Genomic DNA, 26,598 nt, shown 5'->3' with positions numbered 1-26,598 from the left:
TACAACTGTATACGCGTTAAGGCGTATTGAATGTTAATGGCATCCACAGTCGTTTGTTCCACAGGCTTTTTTTGTTTTCTTTTTCCAGAAAAATTTTCTAATTAGAAAGGCTAGAGCACATGCTAATACAGTAAAAGCGAGAATGTTTTGAATAAGTGTGTTCATAATACGATGCTGTTTACACGTTAATTAATTAGTCGTATTGCAGGCCATATCATTTCAAAATTTGAAAGGCAATTAATGCGACTACATACGCAAATCCGGTCATGGTTACCAATTGTAATATAGGCCATTTCCAACTGTTGGTTTCACGTTTTACGATGGCTAAAGTCCCCATACACTGCATTGCAAAGGCATAAAACAATAATAATGATATCCCAGAGGCAAAATTAAATAAAGGGCCTCCAAGAATCGGGTTTACTTCTCCTGCCATTCTGTTTTTAATGGTGTCCTCATCATCGTTACCTACACTATAAATAGTAGCTAGAGTACCAACAAACACTTCGCGAGCAGCAAAAGAACTTATTAAGGCAATCCCTATTTTCCAATCGTATCCCAAGGGTCTTATCGCTGGCTCTATAGCGCGACCAGTAATACCAATAAAAGAATGTTCTAATTTATGTGATCCAATTTTATGATCTAATTCGTCGGCCGTTAAATTTTGAGAGGCATAGGCTTTACTAACGATTTCTTCGGCGTTATTAAAGTTTTCTCCAGGGCCATAAGAGGCTAAAAACCATAAGACAATTGAAATCGCTAAGATGATTTTTCCAGCTCCAAAAACGAAAGATTTTGTTTTTTCGATAACCGTTAAAGCTACGTTTTTAAACAGTGGTAATTTGTAGTTAGGCATTTCGACTACAAAATAAGTTTTGCTTTTTATTTTTAGAATTTTATCTAATATATATGCCGAAACAATAGCTGCCCCAAAGCCTAAAAGGTATAATAACATTAAGGTTAATGCTTGATAGCTTAAGCCAAAAAAGCGATCTTCAGGAATAACTAACGATATGATAATAAGATACACCGGTAAGCGTGCAGAGCAGGTGGTAAACGGTGTGACTAAAATAGTTATTAATCGTTCCTTCCAACTTTCAATATTCCGTGTCGCCATAATAGCGGGGATAGCACAGGCAGTACCCGAAATTAACGGAACAACACTTTTACCACTAAGGCCAAATCGGCGCATTATTCTATCCATTAAAAAGACCACACGGCTCATATAACCACTTTCTTCAAGGATGGCAATAAAAAGAAATAGAAATGCAATTTGTGGAATAAATATGACAATACCACCTAGTCCAGGGATAATACCTTCGGCTAGTAAATCGGTGAATGCGCCTTCGGGCATCGCGTCTTTTACCCATTCGCTTAAAGCGGCAAACGAGCTGTCTATAAAATCCATTGGCACACTCGACCAATCGTAAATGGCTTGAAAAATAAGTAAAAGAATACACAGAAAAATGGCGTAACCCCAAACCTTATGCGTTAATATACGGTCGAATCGCGAACGCAAATCTTTGGCTTGCAAAACATCAATTGTTTGTCCCTTTTTTAAGGCGTTATTTATAAACTGGTAACGTTTAATTGTTTCTTTTTGCTGCAGGCGTTTAAGATCGCTATCAGATTTGGTTTTAAAACTGTTAATAGCATCAATTTCTTGACGGTTTGTTTTCCCGAAATTAACATCTTGAGTTATAACCAACCACAACTTGTAGAGTAATTGATTGGGAAAAGCTTGTCGTAATTTATTAAAATAATCGATGTCTATTTCCGAAGCGTTTAAACAAGGATCTGTAGATAAGTCTTTATAATTAGTAATTAATTGCTTTAAATTCTCAATACCTTCTTTTTTACGAGTGCTAATTAAAGCGATTTTAGTATTTAGTTGCTCTTCTAAATAATCGATATCTAACGAAATACCTTTGTATTTCATCCTGTCGGCCATATTTATAACCAACAGTGTAGGGATTTCTAAATCTTTTATCTGTGTAAACAGTAGTAAATTGCGTTTTAGATTTTCAACATCACTAACAACAACAGCAACATCGGGGAAATCTTTATCGTTTTTATTTAAAAGCAGTTCGATGACCACATTTTCATCTAAAGACGAAGCGTTTAAACTATAGGTTCCCGGAAGGTCTATAATATGAGCTTTAACACCGCGAGGCAACTTGCAAATGCCTTCTTTTTTTTCTACCGTAATACCAGGGTAATTACCGACTTTTTGGTTTAATCCTGTTAAAGCATTAAATACGGAGGTTTTACCAGTGTTAGGGTTTCCTATTAAAGCAACATTAATCTGCTTACTCATTACTCTATTTTTTCAATTAATATGTGCATTGCAGTTTCTTTCCGAATGGCTACATAACTACCATTTATATTTAAATACATGGGGTCTGCAAAAGGAGCAAGCTGTACTAGCATGACATCATTACCAGGAAGACAGCCCATTTCTAATAATTTTAACGGAATGTGTACCGATGAAACATCAGTTATAATGGCTTTTTCTCCGCGCTTAAGATGTGCTAGTGTTAATTGCAAGCTTATTTAGATTGATTTTAAAGAATCAAAAGTAAGTGAAAAAATAGTGTTACAAAAAAATGTAGCTTAAAAAGTGTTATTTATATTCTCTTTTAAGTTTTTTAATGTCCTCTATAAGATTAGCGATAGCTTCCGGATCGGTACCGTCATAAAAACCGCGAATTTGACGTTTTTTATCGATTAGCATAAAATTCTCTGTGTGGATCATGTCGTATTCATCACCATCGCCAACAGTTTGAACGGCCAAATAGCTTTTTCTAGCCAATTCATAGATGTGTTTTTTATCTCCTGTAACGAGGTTCCATTTGTTATCATTAACCCCTTTGCTAATGGCGTATTTTTTTAACTGTGCGACGTCATCAATTTCAGGAGTTACTGTATGCGATAATAACATCACCTCGTCGTCGTTACTAATTTCCTTTTGAATCTCACGCATGTGGTCTGTCATAATCGGACAAATCGTCTGACAGGTAGTGAAGAAGAAATCGGCAACGTAAATTTTATCTTTATAATCCTCTTGAGTGATGGTTTTACCGTTTTGGTTTGTTAGGCTGAAATCGGCAATCTTATGGTATTTCCTAACGTATTGAATGGTACTATCAACAAGGGTGGTATCTACTTGACTCGGCTGATAAATAGGAAGGGGTTTTTCGACATTTAATACGGAATAAATAATACCGATAATAACGGCACATAAAATTCCGAAACCGATAGCGAAATTTTTATAGCCTTTAAAAAAATCTAACATTTTAAAATATTCTGTAGGTGAAGTACAAAAATACGATGAAAAAGGTACTCCTCATATTTTTTGGCTTATAAATTGCTTTAGTTTAAAGCAAAGTAATAATCGCTTTTTAAACTAAGTCTAAATACTTACTTTTGGGCGTTATAAAAATGAATATATAAGAATACATGGAATTTGTAATAAAAATAAGTCAGTTTTTACTAAGTCTTTCGCTTCTAATCGTACTCCACGAATTAGGACATTTTATCCCAGCAAAATTATTTAAGACTAGAGTTGAAAAATTCTATCTGTTTTTTGATGTAAAATTTTCTCTTTTCAAGAAAAAAATAGGGGATACTGTTTACGGTATTGGTTGGTTACCATTAGGAGGTTATGTTAAAATCTCTGGTATGATAGACGAGAGTATGGACAAAGAACAAATGGAAAAGCCACCACAACCATGGGAGTTTCGTTCAAAGCCAGCTTGGCAACGATTAATTATTATGCTTGGGGGTGTTTTTGTAAACTTTGTACTGGCACTAATCATCTACATTTTTGCGTCTTTCGCATATGGCGATACCGATATTTCTGTAGAAAGTATAAAGGATGGGTATTTAATCGACAACCCTTTATTAACCGATTTAGGGTTTAAAACAGGAGATGCTATCGTTAAGGTTGGTGATGCTCAGGTAATTAATGACTCTGATATCAGAACAAATATAATAGGTGCAGAAACAGTAACTATTAAACGTGATGGCGTAGAGCAAACCATTGTCTTACCAGAAGACTTTTTAGGTCAGTTGTCTTCTAGTAAAGACAGACGTCTTTTTGAATTGAGAGAGCCTTTTATAGTCGGTATGGTTCCAGACTCTTCACACAACAGTAAAGCAGGCTTAAAGCCTAAAGATGTGCTTTTATCTATTAATGGAGAGCACGTGCGTTATTTTGATCAAGTAAAATCGAAATTAGAACAGTATAAAAATACGCAGGTTACCGTTGAAATTTTACGAGATACAGATACCATTACCAAAACATTAGAAGTTAATGAGAATGCACAATTTGGTATTGTAGCAGCAACGTCTTATAAAAAATCATCAGATCTAGGGTATTTCGATATTGTAAGAAAGGAATATACTTTAGGGGAAAGCTTTGGTGTAGGTTATGAGAAATTTAGCAATCAAATTACAGGATATTTTGGTCAGTTAAAATTAATATTTAGTCCGAGTACTGGTGCCTATAAAGGTGTTGGTGGTTTTAAAGCTATTTTTGATGTGTTTCCTAATACGTGGAGCTGGGAAGCCTTTTGGAGTATTACCGCATTCTTATCGATTATGCTAGGTGTTCTTAACCTGTTGCCAATTCCTGCTTTGGATGGTGGACATGTTATGTTTTTACTGTATGAAATGATCTCTGGGAAGAAGCCAAGTGATAAATTTATGGAGTATGCACAGACGGTTGGATTCTTTATTTTAATAGCATTGGTGCTGTTTGCGAACGGTAATGATGTCTTTAAAGCAATTTTTAATTAAAATTTTTTTAAAAAAGTTTTGCAGAAGTTAAAAAACGTATTATATTTGCACTCGCAACAGCGAAAAACACTCCTCCTTAGCTCAGTTGGTTAGAGCATCTGACTGTTAATCAGAGGGTCCTTAGTTCGAGCCTAAGAGGAGGAGCAAGTTTAGAGAAGCCACTAGAAATAGTGGCTTTTTTTATGGATTAAATTCAAGGGTTTCTTTGTGGAAGTGTGCTCTCAATCTATTGTAATCTATGCTATTCGCAAACGCAAGTAGTTGTTGCTATCATCGCGTTTTATTGCGCTGTTGTTTATAGTGCCCTATTAAAAAAGTGTTATGAGTGTTATGTCTTTCTTCTATAAAATCAAGTTTACGACTTTAGTGCTCGTAATGGTGGTCGTAACTGTGTTAAGTACCTTCGCGTTGAGTTATTTGATTACAGACGAAATAAATGTGGTTAGTGAAGATATTGCAAAGCGTAATTTTAGAGAGAAATACGATGGTATTAATTCGGAGCTAAAACAGTTAGAAAGCTTTTTAGATCAAATTGAAACTATTTCAGAGCGTGCCGGATCGATAAACGAACTTCAAAAAGATTTCGAAAGGTATATTTCGTTCCTTCCAGAAGCCTACAAGGGACTTATAACTTGGGAGTACCCTCATCTTGTTTCCTCTTCTGAAATCGCACAAGCTGGAATCCATTTCAAAAATGACACAATGCCGGAGAAAACTACGCCTCGTTTTTTTACAGTCCTTAAAAAACAAAGCGAAATTTCGCCATCGGCAATCGGTCATGTATGGCGTAATAAATTAATTCTAGGTACACCAGATAACAAAACCCTAGCTTTAGGATACGGTATTACGTTGTCTAACCTTCAAAAATACTTTGCCAATGTAGATTCTAAATCAGTAAACTATGCTTACGTTTTTAATAAAGACGGACTTTGTATTCTTCATCCAGATGAAACACTATTAGGCGAAAATGTGTTTTCATTTAAATCCATTACCCCAAAAGATACAATTGGTATTTCAAAATTTTCAGAAAAGGCTACTGTGGTACAATCCGAATATTTACAGTTGGATGTTATTCGGTATTTAAAACCTTTAACACTAAAAAATGCACCGTGGTACATCTCTGTGAGTACGCCGAAAAGTATAAGTGAAGAGAATGTGACTAGGATTAGAGAGTACACTTTTATTATTTATGGCATTTCTACAGTGCTATTAATTTTTGTGGTTTACTTTTTTAATCAGCGTATGAAAAAGCAATTTATTGAAAAAGAACGCTTGTTAAAAGAGAAAAACAGTCTTATACTTCAGAATGAGATTTCAGAAAAAGAAAGTTCTTTTCTGCAATTGCAACAGTTAAAGGAGCAAATTAATCCCCATTTTTTATTCAATGCCCTTAATTCTTTATATATGCTCATCGATGTCAATCAGGAGAAGTCTAAGGTTTTTGCTTTAAAACTGTCTAAGCTATATCGCTATTTTATTACGCCTCCTAAAAACAATATAACTATAGTTGAAAAAGAATTGGCCTTATTAAACGAATATATTTACCTGCAAGACACTCGTTTTAATGGCAGTTTACTTGTTTCTATTATTGGGGATAAGGAAAAAGTAAAGAACCAATACATTCCGTTTTTGGCGCTGCAGACCTTGGTTGAAAATGCCATTAAGCACAATACAGCAACCAAAAGTAAGCCGTTAAGTATTACGGTAAGCTTAACAGAAAAGGGTATAGAGGTAAAAAACAGTTATCAGCCTATTACAACAGCGCCTGAGAGTCACTATTTTGGTATAGATTATTTAAAACACACCTATGCCTTTTATAATGTCGATAATTTTGAAAACTATCAAAAAGATGGCGAATACTTCTGCTTTTTGCCCTTTATAGTTGTTGTATAATCCATTCACTCTGTAATAGCATCCATTCACTCCTGTTTTGTTGTGAGTAAATGCTAAAATCTAGATTTTTAGCAAAATTAAATTCTCATTATGTTAATAAATCAGGTTGGTTCTATTTTAAAAATAGGATTGTTTGTTATTTTTTTTGGAAGCGCTCTAAATGCTTCTGCTCAAAAAAAAGGTGATAGTGGTAAGGATGATGAATCTGCCAAAGAGACGTCTAAAGATAGTGTGTCTAAAGACTATAAAGACTACGATAAATTACTAGAGAAAGGCACGATTTCTAAAGGTGTTTTTTCGCTTATAAAATCTGAAAATGATTATTATTTTGAGATAGCAGACAGCCTTTTTCAACGCGAATTTTTATTAGTTAATAAAATTTCTCAGGTTCCTCTTGCTTTAAACGAGTCCGGATTAAATAAAGGGATGAATTATGAGAATAAGTTAATTACTTTTCACTTAGACAGTTTGGCAAAAATCATTTGGGTAAAAACCCATAAACCTATGGTTTCATCACCGGAAGGAGATGCTATAACATTGTCTGTTAAAGATAATTTTGGGGAATCTATAATTGAGAAATTTGACATTGAAAGCTATAATCCAAAAACACACGCTCCGCTTATAAAAGTTAATAAGGTGTTTAATGGAAAGGAAAAAAGCTTTAATGATGTGCTTAATAATATCGGTTTAGGCGGAAGCGTAAAGAGCGATTTGTCGTATATAGAAGCGATTAAGACGTTTCCCGAAAACATTGTCGTTAAATCTCAGCTTACTACTACAGTTAGTGAGGGCGGACCTAATATGTATATAACATTGGGTGTTACAAGTAATATTGTGTTACTGCCAAAAGTCCCAATGCAACCGCGATATTTAGATAAGAGAGTTGGTTTTTTTACCGAAAAGCATTGGTTTTTTAACGACCAACAGCAAGCGATGAAAGAGCAGGAACTTATTACCAGATGGCGTATGGAACCTAAGCCCGAAGATGTAGAGCGTTATTTAAACGGGGAATTGGTAGAGCCAAAAGACCCTATCGTTTATTATATCGATCCGGCAACGCCAAAACAATGGAGAAGCTATATTATAGCAGGTGTAAAAGACTGGCAGGTTGCGTTCGAACAAGCTGGGTTTAAAAACGCTATTACTGCAAAAGAACCAGATGCGAATGATAAAGATTTTGATGTAGACGATGTTAGATACTCGGTAATTACCTATGCTGCATCACCAAAATCGAATGCTATGGGGCCTTCGGTAGTCGATCCTAGAAGTGGTGAAATTATTGAAGCTGATATTATATGGTGGCATAACGTAATGACGTCCTTACAAAGTTGGATGCGCATTCAAACAGGTCCTATAGATGAGAAGTCTAGAGCTAATGTTTTTGATGATAACCATATGGGGGAAGCGATTAGATTTGTGTCTTCCCATGAGGTCGGTCATACCTTCGGATTAAAGCATAACATGGGGTCGTCTTATAGTTTTCCAGTAGACTCTCTACGTTCTAAGACATTCACAGATAAAATGGGAGGGACATCACCTTCTATAATGGATTATGCGCGTTACAACTATGTTGCACAACCCGAAGATAATGTCACGACTATTACTCCTAAAATAGGAGTGTATGATAAATATGCCATTCAATGGGGATATCAATGGTTTAAAAATAGAGATCAAGAAGAGCTAGCATTAAAAGCTCTAGTCGATAGTCATAACAACGATCCTCTGTACTTTTATGGAGAGCAACAGCCCTATAAAAACACTATAGATCCGAGATCTCAATCTGAAGATTTAGGAGATAATGCTATGTTGGCAGGTACCTACGGATTAATGAATCTGAAGCGCGTATCGGACAACTTAGAAAAATGGACGTACAAAGAGGGGGAAGATTATTATAACACCGGTAAGTTGTATATGGGGGTTATTGGTCAGTGGCAAATGTATAATACACATGTTATGAATAATGTTGGTGGTGTGTATTTAAATATCACGAATCATGGTGACGGTAAAGAAAGTTATGCTCCGGTGCCTTACGAGCTACAAAAAGAAGCGATTTCTTACTTAAATAAAAACGTATTCACTATTCCTGAATGGTTGCTTTTTAACCCTGTATTAAAGCGGACTTATGCTATAAAAGATTCACCATTAGGGCCATTTGAGTACACGCCGTATACCTTATCTCGAGAAGTGCAGTATAGTGTGCTTTACGAACTATTAGGTGATGAACGCTTATTGCGTTTGGTGGAAGCTGAATTGTTTAACCCTCAAGAAGAGCCTCGTTATACGGTTCAAAATCTATTTTCAGATTTACGTGAGCATATCTTTAATAAAACTATACGCAGTAAGTCCCTAACAATTTTAGAGCGTATGACTCAGAAAAACTATGTCGATGTTTTACTTATCGATTTGCAAAAGATGATGGAAAAAACAACCACGAATACACTGGTAGGTTTAGACCGTATTGCCGAAACCAATTTTTGCATGGTGGCTATAAATGAAGAGAAACAAGCTAGAAATATTAATTATAGGTCGTTAAGGCGGGTTTCGGAAGTCGCGACTTACAAACGTCAGGAGCTGCAAAATGTGTTGGATCTTTTAGAGAAGAAAAAAAATAAAGGCGATAAAAACACCAAGGCCCATTACAATGATTTGATTAATCGAATTAAAAACACACTTAAATATTAACTTTAACGCAAATTACTATTATGAATAAATTCCTATATGTAGTATTCTTACTAGCTTTTACTACAGGCTGGTCTCAGGATATGAGAACAATTTCTGGTGAAGTAACAGGTGCCGAGGATGGTTTCCCACTACCTGGAGCTTCAGTTTATGTCGCTAAAAATATGGTGCCTAGTGAAACTGGTGTTGATGGCGTTTTAGAAAATATATCTATTGGTGTAGTTACGGGGTTTGATGGAGAGTTTACTTTAAAGATACCTGTTGATGTAACACAGATTGTAGTCTCATACTTAGGTTATGAAACCAAAACCATTAACATAACAAGAGCAACAACGTATGCTATAGCTTTAAAGGAAGATGTAGCAAGTTTAAATGAAGTGATTTTAACAGGATACCAAAAGGTAGAAAAAAGAAAGCTAACTTCATCTGTCTCTAAAGTTGATATGGAGGATATCGGTCAAATAGGTGTGGCTAGTGTAGATCAAATGCTACAAGGTCAACTTGCTGGTGTGGTAGCGACTACAGAAACTGGGGCGCCAGGAACGCCAACAAAAATTAGAATTAGAGGTACGGCTTCTTTGTCAGGACCTCAAGATCCGTTGTGGGTTGTAGATGGTTTACCATTAGAAGGTAATGATGTGCCAGACTTTAGTGATAAAGATAATATCGATCAGTTACGAAACTATGCTATCGCCGGACTAAATCCAGACGATATTAAAGATATTACCATATTAAAAGATGCTGCCGCTACCGCTATTTATGGGGCTAGAGCTGCAAATGGAGTTATTGTAGTGACTACCAAAAAAGGTAAAAGCGGACGTATGAGAGTGAGTTTTTCGGCGAATACTTTCTTTTCATCACAGCCAAATTTTGATAAATTAAACCTGATGAATGCACAGCAGAAAGTGGATTTTGAATTGGGCTTGGCATCGCGTACAGATTTAGACTTTAGAACAGGAAAAGGAGAAATAGCTCGTATTTTAGAATCGTCAGGGGAATTAGCTGCGTATCAAATGAACGGCTTCTCTTCATTAAGTACCGAAACGCAATTAGCTATAAACGCGTTAAGAAATAGTACTGTAGATTGGGGTGATTTATTATACCAGTCGAGTGCAAATAAGCAATACAGTTTAGGACTTTCTGGTGGAACAGATACCTCAGATTATTACTTCTCATTAGGGTATTATGATGAAGAAGGAACTACTATTGGTACCGGATTAGAGCGTTATAATATCACATTAAAAAATAATTTTGAAATTAATGATCGTATTAAAGTTGGGGCTTCTATCTTTCTTTCGCAATCTAAAAAAGAATCGTATTTAACAGGAACAGATGCCTTTACAAATCCTGCTAATTACAGTAGAAATGTAAATCCTTATTTTAATCCTTATCAGGCCGACGGATCTTTTAATTACGACCAGGATATTGAGGGTACCGATGGGAGATATGTGCCGTTTAACTTTTTAGAAGAACGTCAAAACACATCTTACGACCTGAAAAATCAGGCTATAAAAGCTATTTTTGATGGGGCGTATGAGATAACAAACGATCTTACTTTTTCTACTCAATTAGGGTTGCAGTTTGATCAAACAAGCACGGAAAAATACGCTGCTCAAGAGACGTATTTCTCTAGAAAAGAACGAGAAAAAAGTAGACGCTACGATTCTAGTATTGGGGACTATTATTACTTCCTTCCGGAAGGGGGAATTATCCAAAATTGGAATGACGATTTCTTTCAATACAACTGGAAATCCTTGCTAACTTACACGACCCGATTAGGCGATAAACACGAAATAGAAGGTTTACTCGGAGCAGAGTTGAGACGCTCGAAGTTTACGAGTATTATGAGTCGCGGATTTGGATATAATAGTAATACCTTAACTACAACGCCAGTAATTTTTCCTAATGAAAGTACGGCTAATGAGAGTACCTATGAAATGTATAATAAAATGTCTGCGGAAAATGCATACGCTTCTTTTTATGCTACAGGTTCGTATACTTACGATCGTAAATACACCTTTTTTGGTAGTGTAAGATATGATGGGTCTAACTTATTTGGTGTCGACCCTAAATATAAATACTTGCCTTTATGGTCCGTTTCAGGATCGTGGTTAGCTAGTGAAGAAGAGTTTTTAAGCGAAAGTCAGGTGATTTCTAATTTGCGATTAAGAGCCTCTTATGGGTTACAAGGTAATATTGATAGAAACACCTCTCCTTTTGTTGTAGGAGAGTATGATACGACAAGTATTTTACCGGGAACCTCAGAAGAAGTTGTTGTTGTCACATCGCCACCTAATTCGAAATTGCGATGGGAAAAAACAACCAATACAAACGTGGGGATGGATTTAGGCTTGTTTAATGGTAGAATTAATCTTGCTGCCGATGTGTACCATAGAAATAGTACGGATTTAATAGGTCTGCGTTCCGTGCCTTTAGAAAACGGATTTGAATTTACAAATCTTAACTGGGCTGAGGTAACCAATAAAGGATATGAAATTAGCCTATCGACTAGAAATATTCAGACAGAGTCTTTTTCATGGACAACTACTATTAATATGTCTCATAATAAAAGTACTGTCGATAATATTCAAGTGCGAGAAAATAGCTTTTTACCGTCAAGAGAAGGCTTGCCTGTAAATGCTGTTTTTGCATTAAAAACAGCGGGAATTGATGACAATGGATACCCGTTATTTCAGCGTGGCGATGAGGTGGTTTCCGCAGTAGAATTTTTCAAACTAAAAGATCCTTGGGAAACCTTTTTTCCTGGTCAATTGGTAGAGTCAGAGTTATCAAATGAAGAGTTTAGGGATTTATTTAGCTACGTTGGCGATAGAGATCCTAAATTTAGTGGAGGTGTAATCAATACATTTAAATACAAGAATATTGATTTTACAATTGCGGCTAATTTTAACATTAAGCAAACGGTAGTAGAACGTCCGCCATATAATGGTACCGAAATGGACCGTGGTCAAAATTATTCGACGTCTATTCTAAATGCATGGTCTCCGTCAAATAGCTCTAGTAACATGCCAGGAATCGTGGGGCAAAATTCTGGGACTGGAGACTCTTGGATGGCTTACAAATGGTTTAGTGGTGTTAACCCTATAGAAACAATGCCGCTACTAGATATTTGGGTGAAAGAAATGAGTTATGTGAGAATTAATAGTATGCGTTTAGGGTATAGCTTTCCGGAAGCTGTTACCTCAAAGTTGAATATTAATAGTTTCCGTCTAAGTATCGAAGGAAGAAATTTATTCGTGTTTGGAACGGATTACGACGGTTATTTTGATCCCGAAACTTATGGGAATATCTATGCTCAACCAATTACTAAGTCTGTTGCCTTAGGTTTAAATGTTACTTTTTAAAAACAAGAAATTATGAAATACACACACAGATATATAGTAGCTATACTTACCTTGTTTATGGTAGGTTGTGATGATTATTTAGACATTCAACCGGAAGGAAAGGTTATTCCGGAAACTCTTGAAGAGTTTAGAGCCGTATTAACTAAAGGCTATGATGTTTTTCCTAAACAAAAATCTCGAGTGACCTATAGAGCAGACGAGTTGATTTTAGATGAAAATAGTTTTGATTTTCCTGTTTATAAAGATATTTATACCTGGGAAGATGCTAATCCAGACCCACAAACGGGTAGGTATCCATATATTCAAATGTATAATTCTATTTTTTATGCGAATCATGTTATAGAAGATGGAGCGGCAAAAATTGCGGATTCTCAAGAAAAAAACCAGTTGCTTGGTGAAGCTTATGCATTACGTGCTTACGCGCATTTCGATTTGGTAAACCTTTATGGTAAGCCTTATAATGCAGCGACTTCAAGTGGTGATCGCGGCGTGCCTTTAGCTTTAGAAATAGATTTAGAACAGGCTTTTGTTCCTGTCTCGGTAGAGGAAGTCTATAGTCAGGTGATAGCAGATTTAGAAATGGCACAATCACTTTTAAATGTATCACATTACGAAAGTGGTCTAAATTACCGTTTTACTAAAACAGCAGTTTTGGCGCTCCAAGCGCGTGTGTTTACTTATATGAATAACAGTGAGGCTGCCTTGCAAGCTATTAACGGTGCATTAGGGCTTAATAATTCGGTAGTGAATTTAAATGAAACCCTTACATTTCCTAACCTCTACACTTCTGTAGAGTCTATTTTAGCTTTGGAAGATGTGTTTTCATCTAATTTAAAAAATAGCGCTACAATTTCTTCGGATCTATTAGGTATTTACGATCAAGTAAACGATTTACGATTTGGTCTCTATTTTACAGAAGACGATGGTGAGTATATAGCAGCAAAAGGAGGAGAGCAAGAGTTTAAATGCTCGTTTAGAGTGTCTGAACTCCTATTGTTAAAGGCAGAGGCGGAAGCTAAATTAGGGAGTTTAGACGCTGCAAAATCGACGCTGTTAAACTTTATGCAAAACCGTTATGAAAGTGATTATATGGCTACTTTAGAGACTACTATTAATGGTCTGACGGCATCAGAGTTTTTATTAGAATTATATACCGAGCGTAGAAGAGAGTTGGCACTGGAAGGTCACCGTTGGTTCGATTTAAGACGTACGGATCAAATTGCTATTACGCATACGGTTAATGGAGAAGATTTTTATCTGATTGAAAATGATCCGAGATATACATTGCGTTTTCCAGAGGACGCTATCCTAAATAATCCCGAGTTATAAAAGTTAAGAGTTAGTCTACAGGTAATATTTACTTAATTAAACCCGATAGTTTTATCGGGTTTTTTTATTTTTATAAAAAAACACAATGCATATAGTTGTTGTAGAGGATGAAGATTTAGCTGCCGATTATTTAATGAGTATGCTTAGAGACCAGGATGTAATCGCTATTACAAATATTACGCGCCTAGCATCGGTTCATGAGATGGTTTCCTTTTTTAGCAAGGAACAGCCGGATTTAATATTTATGGATATTCATTTAGGTGATGGTAAAAGTTTAGAAGCCTTTACCCAAACGGATATTTCTGTGCCCATTATTTTTACTACGGCGTATGATGATTATGCCATTCAAGTGTTTAAGCATTTTACTATCGATTATTTACTAAAGCCGTTTGAGGCTAAAAATGTGATGGAAGCCTTGCATAAATACACGCAGATAAAAACTAATTTTTCATTTTATAATACGGCAAAATCTATTGAGGCTTTAGAAAGTAAAACACAACAAGATCGCTTTCTAGTAAACTCAGGACATCATTTAAAATCTATAGATAGTACCGAGGTAGCTTTCTTTTATAGTGAAGGGAAGAACTTATTTCTATTTACAAACCATTCTGAAAATTATTTGTATAATGATACCTTAAGGGATATCTCCGAGAAACTAAATCCGGAGGTCTTTTTTAAGGTAAGCAGAAATTACATCGTCCATATCAATGCTATTAAGGAAATTATAAAACATAATTCACAAAAGATTGAGTTGCGTTTAAAAGTGGCTCATGCTAGCGAGAAGCCAATAGTGGTGAGTAAGTTTGCTTTAAAAAGGTTTAAAACCTGGCTGAATTGGTGAGACTCATCGTCGGTATTAATAATTTTAAAAGTATAGCCTTTAAACAAACGATTTAAGCTCAAAAAAAAAGATAATTCGAGAGAATTATCTTTTTTATAGCGTTTAGTGTATAACTAAGCTTTTGCCGTTTTAAGAGCTTCAAGCTGTGTTAACATTTCTTTTGTTGTAGCTTCTAGATCATAGCTGTGATTCCAGTTCCAATCTTCGCGAGCCGATGAATCATCAATACTTTTTGGCCAAGAATCTGCAATCTCTTGTCTAAAATCTGGCGAGTAACTTATGGTAAACTCAGGAATGTGCTTTTTAATCGATTCAGCAATCTCTACTGGTGTAAAAGACATCGCTGCCAAGTTGTAAGACGAGCGAATTTTTATCTTTTCAGGAGCAGCATCCATGATGTCTACGGTCGCTTTAATAGCATCTTCCATATACATCATTGGTAACATAGACGCGTCGTTTAGGAAACAGTCATACGACTTGTTTTCTAGTGCTTTATGATAAATTTCAACCGCATAGTCTGTTGTACCTCCGCCAGGAAGTGTTTTCCAGCTTATAATACCAGGGTAACGTATACTACGCACATCGACACCATATTTTTGATGGTAATACTCACACCAACGTTCTCCAACTTGCTTGGTGATACCGTAAACCGTTGTAGGCTCCATAGAGGTGTATTGAGGTGTGTCTATTTTTGGTGTCGACGGACCAAAAACAGCAATGCTCGATGGCCAAAATACTTTTTTAATATAGTTGGCTTTAGCTAAGTCGAGTACGTTAAAAAGAGAAGTCATATTTAAGTCCCATGCTTTATTTGGGTATTTCTCTCCCGTAGCACTTAGCATAGCGGCCATTAAATAAACGGTATCTATATTGTGCTTTTCAACACATACATTTAGAGACGCATAATCCATAGCATCTACAATTTCAAAAATTCCTGAATTAACTAATTCAACATTGCCATAGTTAATATCGCTGGCAATAACATTTTCATCACCGTGAATGGCTCTTAGTTTATAGGTTAACTCAGATCCTATTTGGCCACAGGCACCAATAATTAATATTTTTGAAGACATACTTTAAACCTTATGTTTTAGGAGAGCAAAAATACTAAGATTTTATTCATTTTAAATGAGATTTATCACAAAAGATGCTCTTAAACTTTTAGTAAAAAAAGAATCTTTAACTTACGAATACAATATATTTGTATCTCAAATACGATTTAATATGAAGTTTATATATTCCTTTTTTGTTTTGATAACGCTCATGTCTTGCAACTCTAAATCTGAAACAGGAACTCAGGTCGAGACTCAGGTATCCGATAGGTCGTCAATAACCAAAGAGGATATCGCTAAGCTCAAGTATGTAGACTACAGCGTAGATGCGAAAGCTAAAACAACCTTGGATTCTTGGCAAGCATATAGCGATATCTCGCGTGCTATTAGCCAGGTTAAAATTGCCGATTTGTCTTTCTTTACTTCCGATGAAGAGATTTTTATGTCTACTGTAAAAGAATTAGGGACCACCATACCTATTAAAATAAATTCAGATCCTATTCAGGCAAGGGTTTTGGCTTTAACTACAAAAATGTATAAACTCGAGGAGACAATCAACTTGAAAACTAGCGATAAAAAAGAGAAATTAAGTAGTATAAAAGATGTGCTTCAAGCATTTTCTTATTTAACCCTTCAGGTGAATAAAAAGTATGAAAAAGAAGCTCAAAACATTATAAAACCAGTATTCGATGAAATTGAAATGGAATAATTTATTTACTCTACTTGTAGTTGTAATATTAAGTGCTTCTTGTCAGGAAGACCTAAGCTCTACTGCTAAAAAGCAACCTGCAGAAGAAAAGCAACAGTCTAAAGTGGAAATAATAGAATCGGTAAATACGACTATAGACTTATGGCATAAAGCAGCAGCCGAAGCTAATTTTGATGCTTATTTTAATTTAATGACGGCAAATGCGGTTTTTATTGGAACAGATGCTTCTGAAAATTGGCAACTAAGCGATTTTAAATCCTATTCTAAACCCTATTTCGATAAGGGTAAAGCTTGGAGTTTTACAGCTATAGATCGCAATGTTTATGTGTCTGAGGACTTACAAAGCGTTTGGTTTGATGAGCTATTAGATACGCAAATGAAAATTTGCCGCGGTTCGGGAGTTTTAAAACGTGAAAATAAACAATGGAAAATCGCACATTATGTGCTGTCGGCAACAATTCCTAATGACAAAATGAAAGCGGTTATAGATTTAAAAAGTGAATCGGATAGTTTGTGGGTAAAACAATTTGTTATAAATAAGTTGAATGCAAGGTGATTAGAAGCTGAAATCAATCGCCAATTGGTGGTTTAATAATATAATTAGCGTATTCTTTATTAGGATGCGCTTTTTTTGTTAAAAATAATTTCTTTACTGTTAATTGATTTAACATTTACAAAATTACTAAGTAAATTAGGAGCTTCAAAAATCAATACGGAAACTACAATTAATTATGAAAAAACTAACTTTATTAGGTGCGGTCGCGATGTTTAGTGTCGTGGCATGTAAAAATGAGCCGAAAAAAGAGGAGACTAAGGAACTAGCAAAAGTCGAACATGTACCAGGAATTAATCTAGATTACATGGATAATTCTGTTAAACCAAACGACGATTTCTTTACCTATGTAAATGGGAAATGGATTGAAAACAATGAGATTCCAGACGATCGAACAACGTGGGGAAGCTTTATGGAACTCCGTCAAAAAACTGATGAAGACGCTTTAAGTATTTTGAAATCTGCTATGGCCGACGATAGCGATCCTAATAAAATAGCAGTAACACCAGGTTCAGATCAAGAAAAAGCTGTGTTTCTGTTTCAAACTATTATGGATACCGAAACTAGAGATAAGCAAGGTATTGAGCCGGTAAAACCATATTTAGAACGTATTGAAAAAATTAACTCAATTAAAGATTTAGAAGCCTATCTAATAGAAATGGAGCCTCAAGGTGGAGGTGGGTTTTTCGGATTCTATGTGTATGCCGATGCTAAGGATAGTAACAAAAACGTAGCGTATTTAAGTCCAGGGGGCTTAGGACTACCGGATCGTGATTACTACCTAAAGGATGATCCAGATTCTAAAGAAAAAAGAGAAGCTTATGTTGCTCATATCACAAGAATGTTACAATTTTTAGGGGATACAGAGGAAGAAGCTAAGCAGCAAGCAGAACAAATTTTAGCTTTCGAAACACGTCTTGCTGAACCTAAACTTGATAAAGTGGAGTTACGCGATAGTCGTAAAACATACAACCCAACTGCGGTTTCTGATTTACAAAAAATGGTACCAGCAATTAACTGGAAAGCGTATTTTGCGGGTATCGGAGCTAAAGATCTAGATACGGTAATCCTTAGAGAGCCTAAGTATATGAAAGCCTTACAGAACGTGCTTGCAGAAGGACAGGTGAATCAGTGGAAAACGTATTTACGATGGAGTGCTTTTAATGATGCTGCAGGACAGTTAAGTACAGAATTAGAAAAAGCAAATTGGGATTTCTATAGTAAAACTCTTAATGGAGCTAAAGCGCAACGTCCTTTAGAAGAGCGTGCACTCGGAACCTTAAATTGGACTATTGGTGAGGCTTTAGGGAAATTATATGTAGAAGAAAAATTTCCTGCTGAAGCGAAAGTGAAAGCCGAGAAAATGATCGATAATGTAATTCTAGCTTTCGAAGAACGTATTAAGAAATTAGAGTGGATGAGCGAGGAAACTAAAACCAAAGCCATCGAAAAATTACAAGCGACAACAGTTAAAATAGCGTATCCAGATAAGTGGAAAGACTATTCTGAATTAGATGTAAAAAGTGTAGAGGACGGAGGAACTTACCTTTCTAATATGCACAATGCATCAGTATGGAGCTTTAAAGAGAATATTGCTAAACTAGGCAAGCCAGTAGATAAAACCGAATGGGGTATGGCACCGCAAATAGTGAATGCGTATTTTAACCCGAGTTATAACGAAATTGTTTTTCCTGCAGCGATCTTACAACCTCCATTTTATAACTATACGGCAGACGATGCTGTAAATTATGGTGGAATTGGTGCCGTAATCGGACATGAGATTTCTCATAGTTTTGATGACTCTGGTTCGCGTTACGATAAAAATGGAAACCTAAACAATTGGTGGACAGATAGCGATTTAGAGCAATTTGAAGGTTTAGGAAAAAGTTTAGCCGATCAATACAGTGCTATCGAAGTGTTGCCAGAAACATTTATTAATGGCGAGTTTACTTTAGGAGAAAATATTGGTGATTTAGGAGGTGTTTTAGCCGCTTATGATGCGCTTCAAATGAGTTTCGAAGACGGTGGAAGACCAGAAAATATCGACGGCTTTACTCCGGAGAAACGTTTCTTTTTAAGTTGGGCAACCGTTTGGAGAACAAAAATGAGAGATGATGCCTTAAAAACAAAAATTAAAACCGATCCGCATTCTCCAGGAATGACAAGAGCGGTTCAGCCTTTATTAAACATCGATGCGTTTTATGAAGCGTTTAATATTAAGGAAGGTGATTCTATGTACATTGCGCCAGAACAACGTGTAAGAATTTGGTAGTAGGTATTAAAACCTAAAATTATTTAAAAGCAGCTCGTCGAGCTGCTTTTTTTATTTTATACTTTTGTGGACTCTAGCGGTATAGTTAGCGTAATTTAAAATTGAATATGACTATAAATTATAAGGAGGCTTCCATTTACTTTAGTGTCGAAGGGCAAGGGTCCGCCGTTGTATTATTACATGGTTTTTTGGAAGATAGTACGATGTGGGATGACTTAACTCCTCGATTATCGCAAACACATACTGTTGTAGCTATAGACTTGTTGGGGCACGGAAAGTCAGACGCTTTAGGTTATATCCATTCCATGGAAGCCATGGCAGAAGCGGTTGAAGCTGTTTTAAGTCACCTAAATATTGTTAATACAACGTTTATAGGGCATTCTATGGGCGGTTATGTGGCCTTGGCATTTGCTAAATTATATACCAATCGCATTCAAGGCCTTTGTCTGCTGAATTCAACTTTTCAACCAGATAGTGAGGAGAGGAAGGCTTTGCGGACACGTGCAAATAAAATGGCACAACAGAATTTTGAGGCGATTATAAAAATGAGTTTTGCTAACTTATTTAGTGCAGAGACTAAAATACAATATGAAAAAGCCTATAAAAAGGCTTTAAGTACGGCGTTAAAAACATCGCTACAGGGGTATATGGCAGCCAATGAGGGAATGAAACAACGTGAAGATTTTTCTGCGTTTTTTGCCTTAGCGGATTTTAAAAAATTAATTCTGTTAGGAAAAAAAGATACACTTTTAGATCTTGATTATATTCTATATTACGCAAAAAACCACGGTATTTCAACGTCTGTTTTTTCTGAAGGACACATGAGTCATATCGAAAATAAAAGGGAGTTTTTAGCTTCCATAGTGGCTTTTGTCGAAAACACTTAGTATAATTTCGGTTATTAATTTAAATTTCTTAGATTTAAGACCCCAAAACTAAGAATATGAGCAATTTAAACCGAAAACAAGCGTTGGTGCCTAAAATGTACTGCCGTTTTTTTGGACATCAATACCAGGTGTCTAAGCAAGTTACAGAATTTGTTTATGAGTACAAATGTTGTAAATGCAAAAAAGAAGTAACGACCAACTCCAAAGGTGGTTTAACTGAACTAACCACACAATCTAGAGAAATTAATGCTGTTCTAGAACACATCCATTATAGAAGGCAGTTAAAAATTAAAGGTGCTCCTATCGCCGAATAGTTATAAAAAACTATAGTCTTTTTTAAAGCGGTACTCTATTCATTAAAATTCTTCCAGCCTTGGGCTTGAAGCTGTATTTTTGTGTTTGCACGAGTGACTAAATGCGCACCCGAACTTTCTTCAGTCATATAGCCAATAACTGTCAAGTGAGGGTTAGCTTTTATTTTAGGATAATCTTCTTGAGAGATGGTCATTAATAACTCATAATCCTCTCCTCCGTTAAGAGCTATTGTCGTACTGTCTATATCAAATTCCTCGCAGGTAGAAATTACCTGAGGGTCTAAGGGAATTTTGTCTTCAAATAAATCACAACCCACTTTGCTAGCTTTACAAAGATGTAGAACTTCAGATGATAATCCGTCACTAACATCAATCATAGAAGTAGGTTTAACATCTAACTCTTTTAATAAGGAAATAATGTCTTTTCGAGCTTCAGGTTTTAATTGACGCTCCATAATATAAGTGTAAAGATCCAAATCAGGTTGGTTATTAGGGTTTACCTTAAAGACTTCTTTTTCGCGTTCTAAAACCTGTAATCCCATATAAGCCCCACCAACATCTCCGGTAAGTACTAATAAATCGTTAGGCTTTGCGCCACTGCGGTATACCTCTTGCCCTTTTTCGACTTCGCCAATAGCGGTTATGGAAATTAGTAGTCCAGAAGTAGAAGAAGTGGTGTCACCACCAATAACATCAATATTATATATTTTTGCCGCAGTTTCTATCCCTGCATAGAGTTCTTCTAAAGCTTCTAAAGGAAAACGATTAGATACCGCAATAGAAACGGTAATCTGGGTTGCGTTTGCATTCATAGCGCAGACATCAGATACATTCACAACAACCGCCTTATAACCTAAATGCTTTAATGGCGCGTAGCTTAAATCAAAATGAACACCCTCAACCAACATATCTGTAGTGACTACTATATTTTTGCCTTCCGGGTTAATTACAGCAGCATCATCACCAACACCTTTAATAGTAGATTGATGTTTAATGTCAAAATTCTTGGTTAAATGGTCTATTAAAGCGAATTCTCCGAGTTCACTTAATGGGGTACGTTGTGGGTTTTTATCTTCTATCATAAAGACAAAAATAATAAGCCTTTCTTAAAGAAGCATCTATTCTAGGCTTTTTTGTGAATTATTTAATGTTATTGTTCTTCAAGTGGTAATGATTTTAACATAAAATCTGTTACAGTAACGTTTTAAAAATATTAATTTCGCAATATGTACGCTATAAAACAGTTAAAATAGTAGCTATTTAGCGTTTAAACAAAATAAATATGAAATACATGAGTAAATCTTTAAGCTATCTAGCACTTTGTGCATTGTTTCTTGCTGTTCTAAACTGTTCAGATGAAACAACAGATGTCGTGACTCCACCACAAACAACCGATGTAGATCCGATAAGTGATAGTGATGGAGATGGCGTTGCTGACGCCGAAGATAATTGTCCTACAGTAGCAAATCCTGGGCAAGAAGATAGCGATGGAAATGGTGTTGGAGATGCTTGCGAAACGAATTTAGAAAATATAACGCCTTGCGAAAATGGTTTCGCTGGTATTTATCCGTGTAACGATTATGATTTGTTAGGACATATTGGTACCGAAGTCTTAAGTGGTGAGCCTGGAATTGATGGTAGTGATATATGGGGTTGGACCGATGCGACAACAGGTAAAGAATATGCTTTAGTAGGACTGGAAAACAGTACGGCGTTTGTGGATATATCAAACCCTACAGAGCCACTTTTTTTAGGACGGTTAAATTCTAATGCAGGAACAAATTACTGGAGAGATGTAAAAGTGTATAACGATTTTGCTTTTATAGTGGCCGACGGTGTTGGAAATCACGGGATGCAAGTCTTCGATTTATCGCGTTTAAGAACAGTTACAAATGCGCCAGAGGTATTTACTGCTGATGCTGTGTATACAGGAGTAGGAAGTTGTCATAATATTGTAATAAACGATAGTGAAGGCGTGGCTTATTTAGTGGGTTGTAATTCTGCTAATGGCGGTGGCCCCATTTTTGTAGATGTTACAAATCCTTTAAATCCAACATTTTTAGGGGAGTATACGGCTTCAGGATACACCCATGATGCACAAGTGGTGACCTATAACGGTCCCGATAATGATTATGCAGGGAAGGAAATTTTAATTGCCAGTAATGGTGCTACAGGGAGTGGAACTAATAAAGTTGTTGTTGTCGATGTGAGCGATAAAACCAATCCGGTACTTATTTCCGAAATGACCTATCCGCAAGCAGCCTATACGCATCAAGGTTGGTTTACAGACGATCAACGTTACTTTATTTTAGGAGACGAGTTAGATGAACAGAATTTTGGTGTGAATACCTCTACCTTCATTTTTGATCTTTCCGATTTGGACAATCCTGTTTTATCGTCGACTTACACATCACAATTTGATGCTATCGATCATAATGGGTATGTAAAGGGGAATACGTTTTATCTAGCTAATTACCGTGCGGGATTACGCGTTTTTGATATTTCGAATATAGGTTCAGCAACAAATCCTATGACAGAAACAGGGTATTTTGATACGTATCCGGACAATAATAACACCGGGTTTAATGGGGTATGGAGTATCTATCCTTATTTTGCTAGTCAGAATATTATTATTGGTGATATTGAAGGTGGGTTGTTTATTGTTAGAAAAAGTAATCTGTAATGTCTTTTTATAAAACCGTCTGGTTGTGTTTTGCCGTAAGTGTGTTGTGGAGTTGCTCTAAAAAAGAAGACGCTAGCGATGAAATGGGATCTATAGTACCCGAAATTCTAGCTGAGGTGACTACTTATGGAGGTTCTAAAAATGAAAGCGGACAACGAGTGATTGCAACAACCGATGGCGGCTATGCTGTTTTAGGTTTTACACAAAGTTGGGATGGTGATGTCACGGATAAACAAGATGAAAGTTTTGATTATTGGATGTTGAAATTCAATGCACAGAGTGCGCTAGAATGGCAAAAAACCTATGGGGGAAGCCTTGTGGATAAAGGCTTTGATTTAATACAAACCCTCGATGGGGGGTATGCCCTTTTAGGTTCTAGTTTTAGTAATGATCAAGATGTGTCTGTAAATAACGGCGCTGAGGATTTTTGGCTTGTAAAACTGGATGCTTCGGGCTCAATATCTTGGGAGAAATCTTATGGGTATTCGGGAGTAGACACCGGACTTTCGGTGATTCAAACGAATGATGGTGGTTATTTTATTACTGGTGTTCTAGATGTAACGGCATCTGGTGGATTGGGAAATACAAAGGGTATTCAGCATGCTGGAGGTGATTACTGGGGGTTAAAGCTGAATGCCTCCGGTGGTATAGAATGGAGTAAGTATTACGGTGGGTTTTTTACCGATACACCTTATGGCGTTGTACAGGCAGATGATAACGGATACATAATTGTAGGGTCTAGCGATAGTGTAGATACCGATATCTCCGGTAATATTGGAGATTATGATTTTTGGGTTGTAAAAATTTCTGAAACGGGTACCTTAGAATGGGAAAAGTCTTATGGTGGTACAGAAATAGATGAAGCTAGAGCGATTGTAAAATCGGCAGATGGAAATTATGTGATTGCTGGCGATACGCGTAGTTTTAATACGAATGTGGCTCATAATAATGGTTTAGCCGATATGTGGATTATTAAAATAACACCTAACGGCCAGTTGCTTTGGGAGAATACGATTGGAGGGAGTAGCTTTGATGTAGCTCGCGATATTAGTGCCACACAAGATGGTGGGTTTTTATTGGCTGGAAGTTCACGGAGTTCAGATGGTGATATTTCCAAAAATAACGGACAAAATGATGCCTTGGTTGTTAAGGTAGATAGTCAAGGGCAATTAGAGTGGCAAAAGACCGTTGGGGGAAATAATATTGATTTTGCTTATGGGGTAGCCGAGCTTAACGACCAATCGGTTGTCGTTGTTGGAGAGACTTCTAGTAACGATCAAGATATTAATGAAAACAAGGGGTTTACAGACCTTTTACATATAAAAATAGATTAAAGAAATGAAAAAGATTTATCCGTTAATACTGCTAGTTATGTTGTCGCTTTCCTCATGTGCCGAGGATTTGGATGACAATTTAAAAGCAGCAGTAACCACTCAGTTTAACTTTACGCACAATTGGAACGGACTTCCAGTAACGGCTGCCGATTTTAATACTGTAAAATTTGCCAATGAGAATAGTGACTCTTTAAGCATCGAGCGGTTGCGGTATGTGATATCCGATTTGACCTTTACTAGAGAGCATGGTGAGCAACTTATAATCGAGGGTCATCATTTAATTGATGTTAGCGAAGACATAGGGTTAGTTTATTCTCCAGAATTAGAAATTCCTACTGGGTTGTATACAAACGTGTCATTTACTTTTGGTTTAAATAATGAATACAATGCACAAAACCATCTTGATTTGAATTCGGTGTCATTCAATGTGCCAGAAATGCTTGGTGGTGGTTATCATTATATGCAAATGGATGGAAAGTTTATTGCTGCTTCGGGAGAGGAAGTGGGCTATAACTATCACAGCATTCGCGCCGTAGATAATCCAGGGTCTAACCCTACATTTCCTCAAGACACTTTTTTTACCGTTGACTTAGGAGCGATAAATCTTGAAAACAATGCTACTTTCGAGGTGAAAATGGATATCTCAGAATGGTATAAAAATCCTAATCTTTGGGATTTAAATGAATTGCATACAGTACTAATGCCAAATTCTGAAGCGCAAATTTTAATGCGTGAAAACGGGCAGTCTGTATTCTCATTAGGAACTGTTACACAGTAAAAGATATGAAATATTGGAGTGTATTTGTGGTGTTTGTAATGGTGTTGAGCTCGTGTTCCACGGACGATTCTAAAGGGTCTGTTTCTTACGAAGCTATGCCAACCCCGCTGCCTTTAAATATACCTCCTGTTTTTCAAGAAAACGTACTCGGTCCGATAATTCCCAATAACAATCCGCAAACCGTAGAAGGTGTGGCCTTAGGGAAAAAACTGTTTTTTGATACGATTTTATCAGGAGATGAAACGCAATCCTGTGCAACTTGCCATTCGCCACAACACGCATTTTCTGATGTGACACCTACAAGTGCCGGTATAGATGGTGATTTTGGCACCCGGAACACAATGCCTTTATTTAACTTAGCCTGGAATTATGGGGAGCGTTTTAATTGGGACGGCAGCGATCTTAGTATCGAGCGCCAAGCTATAACTCCAGTCGAAAACCCAATAGAAATGCACAGTAATTGGGAGGGTGTTATTGCTAAACTAAAAGATCACCCGGAGTATCCAGAGTTGTTTAAAAAAGCCTTTGGGGAGCTTCCTATTTCAAAAACGCTTACTACAAAGGCTATCGCTCAATTTGAAAGAACTCTTATCTCTGGAAATTCAAAATTCGATAACTACCTTATGGGGGAGGTGGACTTGTCCCCACAGGAGCAAAACGGACTAAATGTGTTTATGGATGAAGCGCGTGGTGATTGTTTTCACTGTCACGGAAGTCCTAGTAATCCTTTGTGGACAGATAATATGTTTCACAATAATGGATTGGACGCGGTATTTACCGATTTAGGTTTAGGGACCGTTACTGGTGATCCTAGCGATAATGGTAAATTTAAATCACCTTCCCTACGTAATTTAGCCTATACAGCACCTTATATGCACGACGGTCGTTTTGAAACCCTCGATGAGGTAATAAATCACTATAGTGAAGGTTTACAAAATTCGTCAACAATCGACCCTTTAATGAAGAAAGTGAGTCAGGGTGGTGTGCAATTATCTGCACAGGATAAAGCAGACCTAAAAGCTTTTCTTCTCTCTCTTTCAGACCCTTCTTTTATTAATAACCCGGACTTTATTAACTAATAAATTTTAGCTATCAAACCATATGCTAATATA

General features: G+C 36.4%; 21 protein-coding genes and 1 tRNA gene. 16 read left to right on the top strand and 6 right to left on the bottom strand.

Going from position 1 to position 26,598, the window contains the following annotated elements; all coding sequences use genetic code 11:
• Positions 1–33 precede the first annotated feature (33 nt).
• The 4 genes from BLV64_RS01595 to BLV64_RS01580 all read right to left on the bottom strand — a co-directional run bounded on the left by BLV64_RS01595 (position 34) and on the right by BLV64_RS01580 (position 3,292).
• Entirely contained in the window at positions 34–165 is a 132-nt protein-coding gene (locus BLV64_RS01595) for a FeoB-associated Cys-rich membrane protein (protein WP_092131538.1), read from the bottom strand.
• A 49-nt stretch (positions 166–214) separates the two neighbouring features.
• Positions 215–2,314: a ferrous iron transport protein B gene (feoB, locus tag BLV64_RS01590; RefSeq protein ID WP_092131535.1), complete on the bottom strand. Its 2,100-nt coding sequence runs from the start codon at positions 2,312–2,314 to the stop codon at positions 215–217.
• The gene (locus BLV64_RS01585; protein ID WP_092131533.1) at positions 2,314–2,544 is read right to left on the bottom strand and encodes a FeoA family protein; all 231 of its coding nucleotides are present in this window, start codon (positions 2,542–2,544) and stop codon (positions 2,314–2,316) included. The genes feoB and BLV64_RS01585 overlap by 1 nt, the downstream gene beginning before the upstream one ends.
• Positions 2,545–2,620: 76 nt before the next feature.
• On the bottom strand, positions 2,621–3,292 hold the full coding sequence (locus BLV64_RS01580) for an SCO family protein (RefSeq protein ID WP_092131531.1): 672 nt from the start codon (positions 3,290–3,292) through the stop codon (positions 2,621–2,623).
• A 164-nt stretch (positions 3,293–3,456) separates the two neighbouring features.
• Between BLV64_RS01580 and rseP the strand changes: the two genes are divergently transcribed.
• The 7 genes from rseP to BLV64_RS01545 all read left to right on the top strand — a co-directional run bounded on the left by rseP (position 3,457) and on the right by BLV64_RS01545 (position 14,904).
• Positions 3,457–4,797 carry an RIP metalloprotease RseP gene (rseP, locus tag BLV64_RS01575; protein ID WP_092131528.1) on the top strand — a complete coding sequence of 447 codons (1,341 nt, stop codon included), beginning with the start codon at positions 3,457–3,459 and terminating at the stop codon, positions 4,795–4,797.
• Positions 4,798–4,867: 70 nt separating this feature from the next.
• Positions 4,868–4,941: transfer RNA gene (locus tag BLV64_RS01570), tRNA-Asn, on the top strand.
• 177 nt (positions 4,942–5,118) lie between these two features.
• Positions 5,119–6,690 carry a histidine kinase gene (locus tag BLV64_RS01565; protein ID WP_092131526.1) on the top strand — a complete coding sequence of 524 codons (1,572 nt, stop codon included), beginning with the start codon at positions 5,119–5,121 and terminating at the stop codon, positions 6,688–6,690.
• A 90-nt stretch (positions 6,691–6,780) separates the two neighbouring features.
• Complete coding sequence (locus BLV64_RS01560) at positions 6,781–9,372, top strand: zinc-dependent metalloprotease (RefSeq protein ID WP_092131524.1); 2,592 nt, start codon at positions 6,781–6,783, stop codon at positions 9,370–9,372.
• A gap of 20 nt (positions 9,373–9,392) precedes the next feature.
• A complete protein-coding gene (locus tag BLV64_RS01555; protein ID WP_092131521.1) occupies positions 9,393–12,734 on the top strand; it encodes a SusC/RagA family TonB-linked outer membrane protein in 3,342 nt (1,113 codons plus the stop codon).
• Between the two features lie 12 nt (positions 12,735–12,746).
• Positions 12,747–14,063: a RagB/SusD family nutrient uptake outer membrane protein gene (locus tag BLV64_RS01550; RefSeq protein ID WP_092131518.1), complete on the top strand. Its 1,317-nt coding sequence runs from the start codon at positions 12,747–12,749 to the stop codon at positions 14,061–14,063.
• A gap of 85 nt (positions 14,064–14,148) precedes the next feature.
• Positions 14,149–14,904: a LytR/AlgR family response regulator transcription factor gene (locus tag BLV64_RS01545; RefSeq protein ID WP_092131515.1), complete on the top strand. Its 756-nt coding sequence runs from the start codon at positions 14,149–14,151 to the stop codon at positions 14,902–14,904.
• A 113-nt stretch (positions 14,905–15,017) separates the two neighbouring features.
• Here the strand turns inward: BLV64_RS01545 and BLV64_RS01540 are convergent, their stop codons facing one another.
• The gene (locus BLV64_RS01540) at positions 15,018–15,977 is read right to left on the bottom strand and encodes an NAD-dependent epimerase/dehydratase family protein (RefSeq protein WP_092131512.1); all 960 of its coding nucleotides are present in this window, start codon (positions 15,975–15,977) and stop codon (positions 15,018–15,020) included.
• Positions 15,978–16,032: 55 nt separating this feature from the next.
• On the opposite strand from BLV64_RS01540, the gene BLV64_RS01535 reads away from it, so the two are divergent.
• From BLV64_RS01535 to BLV64_RS01515, 5 genes are all read left to right on the top strand, one after another.
• Positions 16,033–16,665, top strand: a complete 633-nt coding sequence (locus BLV64_RS01535) for a hypothetical protein (RefSeq protein WP_092131509.1) — start codon at positions 16,033–16,035, stop codon at positions 16,663–16,665.
• Positions 16,646–17,221 (top strand): nuclear transport factor 2 family protein, encoded by a 576-nt coding sequence (locus tag BLV64_RS01530; RefSeq protein ID WP_092131506.1) that lies wholly within the window; start codon positions 16,646–16,648, stop codon positions 17,219–17,221. The genes BLV64_RS01535 and BLV64_RS01530 overlap by 20 nt, the downstream gene beginning before the upstream one ends.
• 175 nt (positions 17,222–17,396) lie before the next feature.
• On the top strand, positions 17,397–19,490 hold the full coding sequence (locus tag BLV64_RS01525; protein ID WP_092131504.1) for a M13 family metallopeptidase: 2,094 nt from the start codon (positions 17,397–17,399) through the stop codon (positions 19,488–19,490).
• 107 nt (positions 19,491–19,597) lie between these two features.
• Positions 19,598–20,377 carry an alpha/beta fold hydrolase gene (locus BLV64_RS01520; protein WP_177165283.1) on the top strand — a complete coding sequence of 260 codons (780 nt, stop codon included), beginning with the start codon at positions 19,598–19,600 and terminating at the stop codon, positions 20,375–20,377.
• 56 nt (positions 20,378–20,433) lie between these two features.
• The gene (locus tag BLV64_RS01515; RefSeq protein ID WP_092131498.1) at positions 20,434–20,691 is read left to right on the top strand and encodes a hypothetical protein; all 258 of its coding nucleotides are present in this window, start codon (positions 20,434–20,436) and stop codon (positions 20,689–20,691) included.
• A gap of 35 nt (positions 20,692–20,726) precedes the next feature.
• On the opposite strand, the gene thiL is transcribed toward BLV64_RS01515, so the two are convergent.
• Positions 20,727–21,773 carry a thiamine-phosphate kinase gene (gene thiL, locus BLV64_RS01510; RefSeq protein WP_092131495.1) on the bottom strand — a complete coding sequence of 349 codons (1,047 nt, stop codon included), beginning with the start codon at positions 21,771–21,773 and terminating at the stop codon, positions 20,727–20,729.
• A 200-nt stretch (positions 21,774–21,973) separates the two neighbouring features.
• Here thiL and BLV64_RS01505 point away from each other — a divergent pair, with 200 nt between their 5' ends.
• The 4 genes from BLV64_RS01505 to BLV64_RS01490 are packed head-to-tail and all read left to right on the top strand — an operon-like array spanning position 21,974 to position 26,565.
• A complete protein-coding gene (locus BLV64_RS01505) occupies positions 21,974–23,374 on the top strand; it encodes a choice-of-anchor B family protein (protein WP_092131493.1) in 1,401 nt (466 codons plus the stop codon).
• A complete protein-coding gene (locus tag BLV64_RS01500) occupies positions 23,374–24,708 on the top strand; it encodes a hypothetical protein (protein ID WP_092131492.1) in 1,335 nt (444 codons plus the stop codon). The genes BLV64_RS01505 and BLV64_RS01500 overlap by 1 nt, the downstream gene beginning before the upstream one ends.
• Positions 24,709–24,712: 4 nt before the next feature.
• Positions 24,713–25,486 (top strand): MbnP family protein, encoded by a 774-nt coding sequence (locus BLV64_RS01495; protein ID WP_092131489.1) that lies wholly within the window; start codon positions 24,713–24,715, stop codon positions 25,484–25,486.
• Between the two features lie 5 nt (positions 25,487–25,491).
• Positions 25,492–26,565, top strand: a complete 1,074-nt coding sequence (locus BLV64_RS01490; protein WP_092131486.1) for a cytochrome-c peroxidase — start codon at positions 25,492–25,494, stop codon at positions 26,563–26,565.
• Positions 26,566–26,598: the final 33 nt, after the last annotated feature.

Origin of the sequence: Bizionia paragorgiae (genome assembly GCF_900107625.1) — a bacterium.
GTDB classification, from domain to species: Bacteria; Bacteroidota; Bacteroidia; order Flavobacteriales; family Flavobacteriaceae; genus Bizionia; species Bizionia paragorgiae.
The sequence above is the reverse complement of the archived record's forward strand: the minus strand, read 5'-3'. Positions and strand labels throughout refer to the sequence as shown.